The sequence below is a fragment of the Polymorphum gilvum SL003B-26A1 genome (assembly GCF_000192745.1).
GTDB classification, from domain to species: domain Bacteria; phylum Pseudomonadota; class Alphaproteobacteria; order Rhizobiales; family Stappiaceae; genus Polymorphum; species Polymorphum gilvum.
The window spans coordinates 2,375,070-2,388,908 of record NC_015259.1 but is presented as its reverse complement, the minus strand read 5'-3'; the positions used below and the strand labels follow the sequence as shown (position 1 = coordinate 2,388,908).

The 13,839-nt window shown below is 68.9% G+C and carries 11 protein-coding genes; all 11 read right to left on the bottom strand.

Annotated elements, in window-relative coordinates; all coding sequences use genetic code 11:
• Positions 1 to 5: 5 nt before the first annotated feature.
• The 11 genes from SL003B_RS11415 to xdhA all read right to left on the bottom strand — a co-directional run bounded on the left by SL003B_RS11415 (position 6) and on the right by xdhA (position 13,839).
• Positions 6 to 1,223: a M20/M25/M40 family metallo-hydrolase gene (locus tag SL003B_RS11415; RefSeq protein ID WP_013653001.1), complete on the bottom strand. Its 1,218-nt coding sequence runs from the start codon at positions 1,221 to 1,223 to the stop codon at positions 6 to 8.
• Positions 1,220 to 2,488 carry an allantoate amidohydrolase gene (locus SL003B_RS11410; protein ID WP_013653000.1) on the bottom strand — a complete coding sequence of 423 codons (1,269 nt, stop codon included), beginning with the start codon at positions 2,486 to 2,488 and terminating at the stop codon, positions 1,220 to 1,222. Before SL003B_RS11410 ends, SL003B_RS11415 begins: the two co-directional genes overlap by 4 nt.
• On the bottom strand, positions 2,485 to 3,018 hold the full coding sequence (gene uraD / locus SL003B_RS11405) for a 2-oxo-4-hydroxy-4-carboxy-5-ureidoimidazoline decarboxylase (RefSeq protein ID WP_013652999.1): 534 nt from the start codon (positions 3,016 to 3,018) through the stop codon (positions 2,485 to 2,487). The genes SL003B_RS11410 and uraD overlap by 4 nt, the downstream gene beginning before the upstream one ends.
• Positions 3,015 to 4,208 (bottom strand): urate hydroxylase PuuD, encoded by a 1,194-nt coding sequence (locus SL003B_RS11400; RefSeq protein WP_013652998.1) that lies wholly within the window; start codon positions 4,206 to 4,208, stop codon positions 3,015 to 3,017. Before SL003B_RS11400 ends, uraD begins: the two co-directional genes overlap by 4 nt.
• A 76-nt stretch (positions 4,209 to 4,284) precedes the next feature.
• The gene (locus SL003B_RS11395) at positions 4,285 to 5,349 is read right to left on the bottom strand and encodes a BMP family ABC transporter substrate-binding protein (protein ID WP_013652997.1); all 1,065 of its coding nucleotides are present in this window, start codon (positions 5,347 to 5,349) and stop codon (positions 4,285 to 4,287) included.
• Between the two features lie 96 nt (positions 5,350 to 5,445).
• Positions 5,446 to 6,360: an ABC transporter permease gene (locus tag SL003B_RS11390; protein ID WP_013652996.1), complete on the bottom strand. Its 915-nt coding sequence runs from the start codon at positions 6,358 to 6,360 to the stop codon at positions 5,446 to 5,448.
• Complete coding sequence (locus tag SL003B_RS11385) at positions 6,353 to 7,441, bottom strand: ABC transporter permease (RefSeq protein ID WP_013652995.1); 1,089 nt, start codon at positions 7,439 to 7,441, stop codon at positions 6,353 to 6,355. The genes SL003B_RS11390 and SL003B_RS11385 overlap by 8 nt, the downstream gene beginning before the upstream one ends.
• The gene (locus SL003B_RS11380; RefSeq protein ID WP_013652994.1) at positions 7,441 to 9,024 is read right to left on the bottom strand and encodes an ABC transporter ATP-binding protein; all 1,584 of its coding nucleotides are present in this window, start codon (positions 9,022 to 9,024) and stop codon (positions 7,441 to 7,443) included. The genes SL003B_RS11385 and SL003B_RS11380 overlap by 1 nt, the downstream gene beginning before the upstream one ends.
• Positions 9,025 to 9,048: 24 nt before the next feature.
• On the bottom strand, positions 9,049 to 10,044 hold the full coding sequence (gene xdhC, locus SL003B_RS11375) for a xanthine dehydrogenase accessory protein XdhC (protein WP_013652993.1): 996 nt from the start codon (positions 10,042 to 10,044) through the stop codon (positions 9,049 to 9,051).
• On the bottom strand, positions 10,041 to 12,377 hold the full coding sequence (gene xdhB / locus SL003B_RS11370; protein ID WP_013652992.1) for a xanthine dehydrogenase molybdopterin binding subunit: 2,337 nt from the start codon (positions 12,375 to 12,377) through the stop codon (positions 10,041 to 10,043). Before xdhB ends, xdhC begins: the two co-directional genes overlap by 4 nt.
• A complete protein-coding gene (gene xdhA, locus SL003B_RS11365) occupies positions 12,361 to 13,839 on the bottom strand; it encodes a xanthine dehydrogenase small subunit (protein ID WP_013652991.1) in 1,479 nt (492 codons plus the stop codon). The genes xdhB and xdhA overlap by 17 nt, the downstream gene beginning before the upstream one ends.

Below are 13,839 nucleotides of genomic sequence, written 5' to 3'. Positions count from 1 at the left end.
GCGGCTCAGGCGCGCAGCAGGTCGCGCAGCGTGAGCGCAACGATCTCGGTTGCGGCTCTCAGGTCCGACAGGCGCAGGTGCTCGTCGGCGCCATGGGCGTTGGCCTCCAGGATCGAGCGCGGCCCGGCGCCGTAGAGGATGGTCGGAATGCCGGCTTCGGAATAGTGCCGCGCGTCAGTGTAGAGCGGCACGCCGGTTGCCTTGACCTCGGCCACCCCGAGGATGCCGGGCGCATGCGCCTGGATCGCTGCGACCAGCCTGTCGACGCCCTCGACCGGCCGCAGCGGCTCGGCCAGCATGATGCGCCGGCATTCGACCTCGGCCGGGATGTGTTTCGGTGCCGCAGCCTCGATCAGCCGGATCAGTTCCGCCTCGACCGCCTCGCCGTTCTCCTCGGGGATCAGCCTGCGGTCGATCCTGAGCGTCACACGGTCGGGCACCACGTTGGTGTTGATGCCGCCCGAGATAAGACCGACGGTCAGCTTGGCGCTGTCGATGCCGGGTTGCGCGCTCTTCACCGCGTTCAGGCGGTGCCGTTCTTCGTAGAGCGCGGCCAGGATCGTCGTCGCCGCTTCCAGCGCGTCGATCCCGGTCTCGGGCATCGCGGCATGGGCCTGGCGGCCGCGCACGACCACTTCCAGATGCAGGCAGCCGTTGTGGGCTGTGGTGATGGCATAGGAGAAGCCAGCCGATATGGCGTAGTCCGGCCTGGTCAGGTCCTGTTCGAGCAGCCACTTGGGGCCGACGAAACCGCCTGCCTCCTCGTCATAGGTCAGGTGCAGTTCGACCGTGCCGTTGAGGTCGTCCGGATCGGCCATCAGCGCGCGCAGGGCGAAGGCATAGGTGGCGAAGTCCGACTTGGACACGGCGACGCCGCGGCCGTAGATAGCCCCGCTGCGCTCCTCGGCGCCGTAGGGATCGGTGGTCCAGCCGTCACCCGGAGGCACCACGTCGCCGTGGGCGTTGAGCGCGATCACCGGGCCGGTGCCCTCGCCGAAGGTCTGCCGGACGATCAGGTTGACCACGCTCTTCATGCCGTTCTGCTTTACGAACGGCTCCGGCACCGGGTGTCGGGCGACGGCGAAGCCCATGGCTTCGAGCAGCCGCGCCGCCGCCTCGGCATGCGGCGCCGTATCGCCCGGCGGGTTGTCGCTCGGCACGCGCACCAGCGCCTTCAGGAACGCGACCTCTTCGTCCCAAAGGGCGTCGATCTCGGCTTTCATCTCTCCGTCCTCTCGTAGCTGGCCAGATGCTCTATCCAGCGCACCAGCGCTTCCACGGCAAGGCCCATATCCGCGTCGGAGACGCTTTCCAAGGGATTGTGGCTGATTCCACCCCGGCAGCGGACGAACATCATGCCGATGTCGCACAGCGCCGCCATCGCCTGGCCGTCGTGGCCGGCGCCCGACATCAGCCGGAGCGGCTCGAGGCCGAGCTCCTGCAACGCGGCGGCAGCAGTGTCCTGCAGGTGGGGCGCACACGGGCGCGTGCCGACGTCGTGATACTGCTCCAGGGCGAAGACGCAGCCGCGGCGGGCGCCGATCCGGCGCGCCTCCTCGCGCAGTGCCGCGATCGCCTCCAGCCGCGGCGCGTCGGCCGCGGCGCGGATGTCGAGGGTCATGTGCACCTCGCCGGGGATGACGTTGACCGCGCCGGGTCGGGCCTCGATCCGCCCGACGGTGGCGACCAAGCTGTCGGCCGCGTCCGCCCGCGCGATCGTCTCGACCGCCTGGATGAATTCGGCGGCAGCGGCGAGCGCGTCGTGGCGCAACTCCATCGGTACCGTGCCGGCATGGCCCGCCTCGCCGCGCACCGTGACGTTGAACCGGCTCGCGCCGGCGATCGAGGTGACGACGCCGAGCGGCAGGCCGCGGCTTTCGAGCACCGGTCCCTGCTCGATATGGACCTCCAGATAGCCGGCGACCTCGCCCGGGCTGAGTGCACAAGCGCCGATGCCGTCCGGATTGCCGCCGAAAGCGCGCAGGGCGTCGGCAATGCTTATGCCCGCCGCGTCGCGCACCTCGAGCGCCTGCGCATCGAGGCTGCCGGCGACGGCAGCCGAAGACAGCAGCGTCTTGGGAAACCTCACCCCCTCCTCGTCGCCGAACGCGAGGATCTCGATGGCGAAAGGCGTCGCCAGACCGCGCCGGCGTATCTCGCGGGCGGCCAGGATGGCGCAGACGACGCCGAGGGTGCCGTCGTACCGGCCGGCGTCGACGACCGTGTCGATGTGGGACCCGATCAGCAGACGGCGGTTGCCGCCGCCCGCGGTCTGTGGCGGCAGCGTGCCGCGTACCGTGCCCATGGCATCCTCGCGGACCTCCAGACCCGCCTCGCGCATCCAGCCGGCGACGGCGTCCGCAGCGGCGCGATGCTCGGGGGTCAGGAACAGGCGGGTCACCTTGCCGGGCACTGCGGTGAACGCCGCCAGCGCCTCGATCATCGCCGCGGCCTCCCCGCCGAGCGCCCGGACGGAGACGGCGGTCATCGGCCGGCCTCCGACGCAGGATCCGCACGCACCCGGTCCTCCAGGCGGAAGCGGAAAATGCGGGCGATCTGGGCCAGCGCGGTCTCGAACTCCGCGGCGCCGGCGTTTCCGATCCTCCGCTCGAAGGCATCGAGGATCATGTGCTTGTCCGCGCCCTTGACAGCGAAGATGAAGGGAAAGCCGAAGCGCGCCCTATAGGCGTCGTTCAGCCGCGTGAAGCGGGCGAATTCCTCCACCGTTAGCCGGTCAAGGCCGGCGCCGGCCTGCTCCTTCCGGGAGTCCTCGGCCAGGTCGCCGGCGATCGCGGCCTTGCCGGCCAAGTCCGGATGGGCGCGGATCAGCGCGAGTTGCGTGTCCTTCGGAGCGGCGCGCATGGCCGCCTCGAACGCCGCGATCAGCGCCTCGCGGTCGGCGAACGGCGCCGCATCGAAGGTCCTTTCGGCCACCCAGGGAGAGTGTTCGGCGACGTCGCCGAACGCGGCGACGAACCGGTCCCGGCCCCAACGATTGATCTCGCCGATCGTCGTCATCGCGCCATCCGCACCTGCTGCACGATCCAGGCACCGAGCGTCGCCCGCTCGGCCTCGGTCATGCCGGTCTCGTTGCCGAGCGGCATGGCATCGGACTGGACCGCCTGGGCCATGATCAGATCCGCATAGCGCCTCAGATCCTCGATGGTTTCCAGACGGACTTCCTTCGGCGCCTCGTCGAAACCCTCGTGCGCCGGGCGCGCGGCGTGGCACATGACGCAATGGGCCTGCGACAGGGCCAAGACCTCGGCGTCGGCGACCGCGGCCGCGCCGCTGAAGTCCTTCGGCGCGGTCATCACCACGGCGGCGGCCAGGCCGAGGCCGGCGACCGGCAGCGACCACCAGAACCGGCTCAGCGGATCGCCGGCGTCGTGCCGGTTGAGGAAGTGGCGCACGCTGGCGCCGATGACCAGCACCAGGGCGACCAGCAGCCAGGACTGCGGATGGCCGGTCAGCATCGGGTAGTGGTTGGACACCATCATCAGCAGGACCGGCAGCGTCAGGTAGTTGTTGTGGACCGAGCGCTGCTTGCCCATGGCGCCGAGTTTCGGGTCGGGCTTTTCGCCAGCCATCAGGCTGGCGGCGATCTTCTTCTGGTTCGGGATGATCACGCCGAACACGTTGACCGCCATGATCGTGCCTATGAAGGCGCCGACATGGATCAGCGCGCCGCGGCCGGAATAGACATGGGTGAACAGCCAGGTCGCCAGCAGAATCAGAGCGAAGACGCACAGCGCGAGCAGCGGCGTGTTGGTCCCGAGCGGCGAGCGGCACAAGCCGTCATAGACCAGCCAGCCGATGGCGAGCGAGGCGACCGAAATCCCGACCGCCATCATCGGCGACATCATGTAGATCGATGGATCAATGAGGTAGACCGATGCATTGAAGTAATACTGCACGATCAGCAGGCCGAAACCGGTGACCCACGTGAGATAGGCCTCCCACTTGTACCAGATCAGGTCACTCGGCAGATGCGCCGGGGCGACCAGGTATTTCTCGACGTGGTAGAAGCCGCCGCCGTGCACCTCCCAGGCGGTTCCGGCCACCCCCTCGCGCATCTGCTCGCGCTTCTTCAGCGACAGGTCGAGGGCGATGAAATAGAAGGATGTGCCGATCCAGCCGATCCCGACCACCAGATGTGCCCAGCGGAGCAGCAGGTTCAGCCAGTCGGCGGCGAAAGTCATCGTCATCAGGGATGTGTCCGTCGGGAGGAACTGGATGCGGCATCCGGGCGGACGCCCGGATGCCGGTGAGCGAAGGGCCCGCTTACTGGGGCAGCTTGTCGTCGATGCCCTTGACGTACCAGTTCATGCCGAGGATCTCGCCGTCGTCGAGCGCCACGCCCGCAGCGGCCGCCTCGCTGCCGTCCTGCTTGGTGATCGGGCCGGTGAAGGGCTCGAAGCCGGCGACGATCTTGGCCTCGGTCTCCCTGGCCATGGCGACGACATCGTCCGGCAGGTTGGTGTAGGGCGCCATCACCACATGGCCTTCCTTCAGGCCGTCCCAGGTCTGCTCGCTCTTCCAGGTGCCGTCGAGCACGGCCTGGACGCGGTGAATGTAGTAGGGTCCCCACTCGTCGACGATCGAGGTCAGTTGCGCGTTGGGCGCGAAGGCGATCATGTCGGAGGCCTGTCCGAAGCCTTTCACCCCGCGTTCTTCGGCAACCTGCAGCGGCGCGGTGGAATCGGTGTGCTGGGAAATGATGTCGGCGCCCTGGTCGATCAGCGCCTTGGCCGCGTCGGCTTCCTTTGCCGGGTCGAACCAGGAGTTGACCCAGATGATCTTGACCTTGAAGTCGGGGTTGACGGTCTGCGCGCCGAGCAGGAAGGCATTGATGCCGGAGACGACCTCCGGGATCGGGAACGAACCGATGTAACCGGCGGTGCCGGTCTTCGACATCCTGGCGGCGATCTGGCCGATGATGTAGCGGCCCTGGTGGAACTTGGAATTGTAGGTGGCGACGTTGTCGGCGGTCTTGTAGCCGGTGGCGTGCTCGAACTTCACGTCCGGATACTTCTGGGCCACCTTGAGCGTCGGGTTCATGTAGCCGAACGAGGTGGTGAAGATGATGCCGCAGCCCTCGCGCGCGAAGCGCTCGATGGCGCGCTCTGCGTCCGGTCCCTCCGGCACGCTCTCCAGGTAGGCGGTCTCGACCTTGTCGCCGAAATGCGCCTCGACCGCTTTGCGGCCCTGGTCGTGCTGGTAGGACCAGCCGAAGTCGCCGACCGGACCGACGTAGATGAAGCAGGCCTTCAGGTCCGCAGCCGAAGCGGCGGAGGCGGAAACGGCGAAGGCGATCGCCACGACGGTGGTTTTCAGGATGGTTTTCATGTCGACACTTCCCCTGGAACAATCGGTTGTCGATACGGTCGTGAGAGGATCTTCACCGGGGCCGGACCGTCTCGGTCCCGGCGGCTGACGAGCCGGTCAGCGATCGGGTACGAACGGCTTGCCGAGGCAAGCCGGGGTATTGACCAGCGTCAGGCGCCGGTTGGAGGAAATCAGAACCAGGACGACGATGGTGGCAAGATAGGGCAGGCTTGACAGCAGTTGCGAGGGCACGCCGATGCCGAGGGCCTGGGCATGGAAGGTGAGCACGGTTACCGCGCCGAACAGATAGGCACCGGCGACGACCCGCCACGGCAGCCAGGACGCAAAGACGACCAGCGCAAGTGCGATCCAGCCGCGACCGGCGGTCATGTTCTCGACCCATTGCGGTGTGTAGGCGAGCGACATATAGGCCCCGGCCAGGCCAGCGCAGCCGCCGCCGAAAAGCACCGCCAGATAGCGGACCTTCTGTACCGAGTAGCCGAGCGCATGCGCCGAGGCATGGTTGTCGCCGACGGCGCGCAGCACCAGCCCGACGCGGGTGCGGAACAGCACGAAGGCGACCAGAATGACCAGCGCGAGCGCGAGATAGACAACGGCATCCTGGCCGAACAGCACCGGACCGACGAACGGCAGGTCGCTGAGGCCCGGCACCTCGAGCCTGGGCAGGCGCTGGCCGGGAACGCCGATGAAGCCCTCGCCGATCAGCCCCGACAGGCCGAGGCCGAGCAGCGTCAGGGCAAGGCCGGTGGCGACCTGGTTGGTGACCAGCGAGATGACCAGGAAGCCGAACAGCGCAGACATGGCCATGCCGGCACCGATCGCGGCAAGGACGCCGAGGGAGCCGGAACCGGTGACGTTGGCGATGGCGAAGCCCGTGACGGCGCCCATGATCATCATGCCTTCGACGCCGAGGTTGAGCACGCCCGAGCGTTCGACCACGAGTTCGCCGAGCGCGGCGATGAGAAGCGGCGTCGCGGCGGTGATGACGGTGAGCAGGATGGCTTCAAGCACGGCGCTCCTCCCCGCTTGCCGCAGGACCGCGCACCAGGCGGATGCGGTAGAGGATCAGCGTGTCGCAGGCGAGCACGAAGAACAGCAGCATGCCCTGCATGACGTCGGCGATCTTGTCGGACATGCCCATCGACGCCTGTACCGCTTCGCCGCCGAGGTAGGACAGGGCGAGTACCAGGCCGGCGACGAGGATGGCCAGCGGATTGAGCCGGCCGAGGAAGGCGACGATGATCGCCGTGAAGCCGTAGCCTGGCGAGATCGTCGGCAGCAGCTGCCCGATCGAGCCCGACACCTCCATGATGCCTGCGAGCCCGGCCAGCGCGCCCGAAAGCGCGAAGGCGAACACGGTCATGCGCCGCGCCGAGAAGCCGGCGAAGCTGCCGGCGCGCGGGCTTTCGCCGATGACGCGGATCTCGAAACCCTTGATCGTGCGCGACAGCAGCACCGCGAGGGCGACGACGACGGCGACGGCAACCAGCGCCGACACGCTCATGCGGCCGTCGCCGAGCACGGGCATCGTCGCGGCGGCGGAGAACATCCGCGACTCGGGGAAGTTGTAGCCGCCCGGATCGCGCCAGGGGCCGCGGACGAGATAATCGAGGGCGAGTCCCGCGACATAGACCAGCATCAGGCTGCTCAGGATCTCGTTGGTGTTGAAGCGGGTCTTCAGCAGCGCCGGAACCAGCGCGTAGAGCGCGCCGCCAAGCGCGCCCATCAGCAGCATCAGCGGCAGCGTCAGCCAGGACTGGAAGCCGGGAACCATGACCGGCAGCACCGAGCCGAGGATTGCGCCGGCGACGAACTGGCCTTCGGCGCCGATGTTCCAGGTGTTGGACAGGTAGCAGACCGACAAGCCGCAGGCGATCAGCACCAGCGGCGTCGCCTTGACCACCAGTTCCTGCAGCGACCAGGTGTCGGTCAGCGGCTCGATGAAGAACTTGTAGAGGGCGAGCAGCGGATCGTGGCCGGCCGCCGCGAACAGGATGCCGCCGGCGAACATGGTCAGCATCACCGCGACGACCGGCGACAGTCCGGCCATCAGGGCGCTGTGCTCGGCCCGCTTGACGAGTTCAAGCCGCATCAGTGCCCCCCTCCGGCGGTTTCGGCGCCCCCGGCCATCAGCAGGCCGATGCGCTCGCGCGTCATCGCAGCCACCGGCTCGGGCGGCGACAGCAGCCCGCGCGAGATGACCGCGATACGGTCGGCGATCTCGTAGATCTCGTCGAGATCCTGGCTGATGACCAGAACCGCGGCACCCCGGCGCGCCATGTCCACCAGCGCCTGGCGGATCAGCGCGGCCGCCCCCGCGTCGACGCCCCAGGTCGGCTGGTTGACGACGAGCACGCCGGGATTGCGGTGCAACTCCCGGCCGACCACGAATTTCTGCAGGTTGCCGCCCGACAGCGCGCGCGCCTCCGGGTCGTCGTGGGACATGCGCACGTCGTAGACCTGCTTGATGCGCTGTTCCAGCGCGCGCGCCCGTGAAAATGCGACGAAGCCGGCAGCGACCAGGTCGGGATCGGTGGCATGGCGGGTGAGCAGGATGTTGCTGGACAGGCGGAAGCCAGGCACGGCGCCGTGGCCGAGGCGCTCCTCGGGCACGAAGGCAGCGCCCCGCCGGCGCCGCACGGACACGCCCTCCGCACCGCAGGGCACCCCGTCGAGAACCACCATGTCCGCCGCGACAGGCCTCTCGCCGGACAGGGCGTCGAACAGTTCGCCCTGGCCGTTGCCGGCAACGCCCGCGATGGCGACCACCTCGCCGGCCCGCACGTCGAGCGAAACCCCGCTCAGTGGCACGGCGAAGGGCGAGGCCGAGGGCAAGTCGAGCTCGACCGCCGCCAGCCGCACCGGCGCATCGGCCGCCGGTCCCGAGGCGGCGGAGACATGGGCTATGTCGGCGCCGACCATCATCCGCGCCAGCGAGGCGGCGGTCTCCAGGGTCGGATCGCATTCGGCGACCACTTTGCCGTGGCGCAGGATCGTGGCGTGGTGGCAGATGCGCTGGACCTCCTCCAGCCGGTGGCTGATGTAGAGCACGGCGCAGCCCTCCGCGGCGAGGCGTGCAAGGGTGCGGAACAGGTCGTCGGCCTCCTGCGGCGTCAGCACCGACGTCGGCTCGTCCATGATGATCAGCTGCGGCTCCTGCAGCAGGCAGCGGACGATCTCGATGCGCTGGCGGATGCCGACCGGCAGGTCCGCGACGATCGCCCGGGGATCGAGCGGCAGGCCGTAGTCGCGTGAGACCGATTCGATCCGGCGGGCGAGCGCCGCCATGGCGCCGGGCTTGGGCAGGGCGAGCGCAATGTTCTCCGCCACGCTGAGTGCCTCGAACAGGGAGAAATGCTGGAACACCATGCCGATGCCGAGCGTGCGCGCCGCAGCCGGGTTGCGCACCAAGACCGGCCGGCCCTGCCACAGGATGGTGCCGGAGTCCGGTTCCAGGGCGCCGTAGAGAGTCTTGACCAGGGTCGATTTGCCGGCGCCGTTTTCGCCGAGCAGGGCATGGATCTCGCCCTTGTTGATGACGAGATCGATGCGGTCGTTGGCGAGGATGTCGCCGAAGCGCTTGGTCAGGCCGCGCGCCTCGATCAGCACGTCGCCACCGGCCCGTCGCCCGGCCCGCCGTTGTCCGTCCTCCTGTACCGATGTCTCGTGGTTCACCGCGCTCGCCCCCTGCTGGCCGCCTTATGGACCGACCCTTGCGCTTCGCGCAAGAACCCGATCCCGATGGCCTTTCGCCCTCGCCGCCTCGTCCGCCTCGAGCAGTTCGACGGCGACGCAGGCGGCGATCGCGGCCGGCAGCTTGGAGCGCACCCCGGCACTGCCGATCGGGCAGACGAGCGCCACGGTCGCGCTGCCGGCAAGGCCGCGCTTGGCGAGCCGGGACAGGAAGCGCGCGCGCTTGGTCGCGCTGCCGATCAGCCCGACATAGGAGAACCGTCCGGCCCTGAGGGCAGCAGCGACGATGTCCTCGTCGAGGGCATGGCTGTGGGTCATGACGAGCACGAACGCGCCCACCGGGGCCTCGGCGAGCGCCTCGGCCGGCCGATCGAGGACAACGCAGCGCACGTCGCCCGGCATGGCAGCCGGAAACAGGTCCGGACGGCTGTCGATCCAGGTGACGGAAAAGGGCAGCGGCGCAAGCGCCAGAACCGTGGCGCGTCCAACGTGGCCGGCGCCGAACAGGTAGAGCGGTCGCCGGTCGCTTCCGAACCGTTCGACGACAACGCCGTCCTGCAGCACGAACGGCGGCGCGCCGTCCGCTGGCGCGACGAGGTCGCGGACCAGCGGACGGCCGGGCTCGATCTGGGCGCGGGTCGAGAACGCCTCGCCGCGTCGTTCCAGCGCGGCGAACCGCTCCGCCTCCTGCCGCTGTTCCTTGCCGAGGACCTCGATGGCGAGGCCGACCTGGCCACCGCAGCACTGGCCGAGATCCGGACCCAGCGACACGCTGCGCTTCACGAGGCCCCGATGATCGGCGGCAAGGGCCTCTCGCGCCCAGCGGATCGCCTCGTATTCCAGCGTGCCACCGCCGATGGTGCCCGCGACGCTGCCGTCGGCACGCACCAGCATGCGCGCGCCCTGCTCGCGCGGTGCCGAGCCGCGGACGCACGCGACCGTGACCAGGGCGCAGGCCCCGCTCGCGCCGATCGCCTCCAGGATCCGGCACCAGGGGGTCATGCCGGCGCCTCCTGGGCCTTCATCGCGTGCACCGCGCGCATGATCGCCTCGGGCGTGGCCGGCGCGTCGAGCGGCGGCAGTCGTCCCGGACGCAGGCTGGCGAGCGCATCGGTGATGGCGCAGAACACGGCATTGGCCAGCATCACGGGCGGCTCGCCGACCGCCTTGGAGCGGTAGATCGTCTCTTCCGGATTGCCGGGAGAATCGTACAGCGCGACGCGGAAATCCTCCGGCACGTCGGAAGCGGTCGGGATCTTGTAGGTCGACGGCGCATGGGTGCGCAGCCGGCCGTGCTCGTCCCAGACCAGCTCTTCGGTGGTCAGCCAGCCCATACCCTGAACGAAGCCGCCTTCGATCTGCCCGATGTCGATGGCCGGATTGAGCGACTTGCCGACGTCGTGGAGGATGTCGACCCGGTCCACGACCATCTCGCCGGTCATGGTGTCGACCGTGACCTCGGCGCAAGCTGCGCCATAAGCGAAATAGAGGAATGGCCGCCCGCTGGCGCTGTCGCGGTCCCAGGTGATCTTCGGGCTGGCGTAGAAACCCGCATCCGACAGGTGGATGCGGGCCAGGTGGGCGGCGCGCGCGACCTCCGCAAGCGGCACCTCGCGGCTGCCGACGCGCACCCGATTGTCGTGGAAGGCGATCTGCTTCGGATCGCACTGGTAGCGCTCCGCGGCGAAGGCGATCAGCCGGTCCTTGATCGTACGCGCGGCGTTGAGGGCCGCCATGGCGTTCAGGTCGGTGCCGGACGAGGCTGCCGTCGGGCCGGTGTTGGGCACCTTCGACGTATTGGTCGCCGTGATGTGGACCTTGTCGAGCGTGACGCCGAGTTCATCGGCGACGACCTGGGCCACCTTCTGGTAGAGTCCCTGCCCCATCTCCGTGCCGCCGTGGTTCAGCTGGACCGAGCCGTCGGTGTAGAGGTGGACCAGTGCCCCGGCTTGGTTCAGATGCTTGAGCGTGAAGGAGATGCCGAATTTCACGGGCGTCAGCGCCAGTCCCTTCTTGAGCACGTGATTGCGAGCGTTGTAGCCGCGCACCGCCTCGCGTCGGTCCCAGTAGGTCGAATCCTTTTCCAGTTGTGCGACGATCGCATGCAGCGTGCGCCATTCCTCCACCGGCATGCCGTAGGGGGTCAGGTTGCGCGCCTCGTCGTAGAAGTTGCGCTTGCGCACTTCCAGCGGGTCGAGGCCGAGCGAGATCGCGATGGCGTCGATCATCCGCTCGGCGGCGAGCATGCCCTGGGGCCCGCCGAAGCCGCGGAAAGCGGTGTTGGAGCAGGTGTCGGTGCGCAGCCGCCGCGAGCGGATCGCCGCGTCCGGATAGAAATAGCTGCTGTCGGCGTGGAACATGGTGCGGTCGACGACGCCGAGCGACAGGTCGGCCGAATAACCGCAGCGCGCGAACAGGTCCATGTCGACGACGCGGATGCGGCCGGTCTCGTTGTGGCCGACCGACCATTCGACCCGAAAGTCGTGGCGCTTGCCGGTCATGATCATGTCGTCGTCGCGGTCGAGCCGGATCTTGCACGGCCGCTTCGTCGCCCGCGCCGCGAGGGCGGCGAGCGCGGCCCACTGGTTGGCCTGGCTCTCCTTGCCGCCGAAGCCGCCGCCCATGCGCCGGACCTCGACGGTGACGGCGGCGTCGGGAACCGCGAGCACCTTGCCGAGGATGTGCTGGACCTCGCTCGGGTGCTGCGTGGAGGAATGCACCAGCATGGCGCCGTCCTCGCCGGGCACCGCAAGCGCGGCCTGGCCTTCCAGGTAGAAATGCTCCTGGCCGCCGATGTGGAACACGCCGGACAAACAGCGTTCGGCGGTCGCCATGCCGGTCTCGGGCGAGCCGCGGCGGAACTGATAGTCCGGCAGCACGGTGATGTCGGCGGCGATGGCGTCCTCGACCGAAACGATCGGCGTCTGCGGCTCGACCTCGATGCGCGCCAGGCGGGCCGCCTTGCGGGCGGCCGCGCGGGTCTCGGCGATGACGGCGAACACAACCTGGCCGTGGAACAGGATCTCGCCATCGGCCAGCACGGGATCCCCGCCGATCGACGGCGAGCAGTCGTTGTGGCCCGGAATGTCTTCGGCCGTCAGCACCGCGACAACGCCGGGCGCGGCGCGAACCGGATCGAAATCCATCGAGCGGATGCGCCCGCGCACGGCCTCGCGCGCCCAACCGGGAACCACATGCAGCGTACCGATGGGCTCCAGGATGTCGTCGATATAGACCGCCGTGCCGGTGACGTGCTTGCCAGCGCTGTCATGGGGCAGGCTCTTGCGCACGTGGCGCAGATCGGCACCCGCGTGCGGATCAAGCGGCGCGGTCATCGACACTCCCTTCCGGCTGGCGCAGGCGGATCTGCTCCGGTGCGCCGCTCGCCTCCATCAGGGCCTTGGCCAGCAGGGCACGGGCGGTCTCCATGCGGTAATCGGCGCTGGCGCGCATGTCGGAAATCGGCCTGTAGTCCGCGGTCAGCGCCCGCATGGCCGGTCCCCAGGTGCTCGGATCGTCGAGCGAGGCGCCGATCAGGGCGGTCTCCGCACCGGCAGCGCGCCTGGGTGTCGCCGCCATGCCGCCGAAGGCGATGCGCGCCTCCGTGATGGTGGTGTCGGCGAGCGTGAAGCGGAACGCGCCCATCACCGCCGAGATGTCCTGGTCGAAGCGCTTGGATACCTTGTAGCAGCGGAACACCTGGTTGGGGTCGAGGGTCGGCACGAACAGGCCGGTGACGAATTCGCCGGCCGCACGGTCCTGCCGACCGTAGTCGAGGAAATAATGCTCCAGGTCCAGGGTCCGCGATGCGTCGCCCTTCTGCAGTTCCAGCGTCGCGCCGAGCGCGATCAGGGCCGGCGGACTGTCGCCGATCGGCGAGCCGTTGGCAATGTTGCCGCCGACTGTGCCCGACGCCCGCACCTGCTTCGAGCCGATGCGGCGCCACAGCTCGCCGAGGTCGGGGGCGAGCCGTGCCATGGCTGCCTCGGTGGCGGCGAAGGTGGCGGTCGCCCCGATCAGGACGCCGGCGGCACTCTGCTCGACCCGGTCGAGGCCGGCGATCCGCCCGAGCCAGATAACCTTTGGAAGGTCCATCAGTGCCTTGGTAATCCACAGGCCGACGTCGGTAGCACCGGCGACCAGGGTGGCGTCCGGATGCTCGCCATAGAGCGCGCCCAGACCCTCGACGCTCGCCGGGGCAGCGAAGAATTCGTCGCCGTCACCGATAAAGACGTCGCGCGAATCGACGATCCGGCGCAGCGCCTCCCGGGTTTCGGCCGCGCGCCAGGAGAAGCTGTCGTCGGCGGCATCGAAACAGCTGTCCAGCGCGGCGTCGACGATCGGCCGGTAACCGGTGCAGCGGCACAGGTTGCCGGCAAGCCAGTCGGTGACCGTCTTGCGGCGCTTCTCCTTGCCGTGCGCATGGTAGAGCGTGAACAGGCTCATGACGAAGCCCGACGTGCAGAAGCCGCATTGCGAGCCGTGCAGGTCGCGCAGCGCCAGTTGGACCGGATGCAGGCGGCCGTCGGCGGCGAGATCCTCGACCGTGACCAGTTCCGCGCCGTCGATCATGCCGAGCAGCAAGATGCAGGCGTTGACCGGCTGATAGACCAGCCTGCCGTCGACGATCCGGCCGAGCGCGACGGTGCAGGCGCCGCAGTCGCCCTCGCCGCAGCCTTCCTTGGTGCCGGTCGAGCCCTCGCGCAGGCGCAGGTAGTCGAGCACGGTCTCGGTCGGACCGACGTCGATCAGTTCGACAGGCTTGCCGCGACGCAGGAAACGGATGGTCTCGCGCAT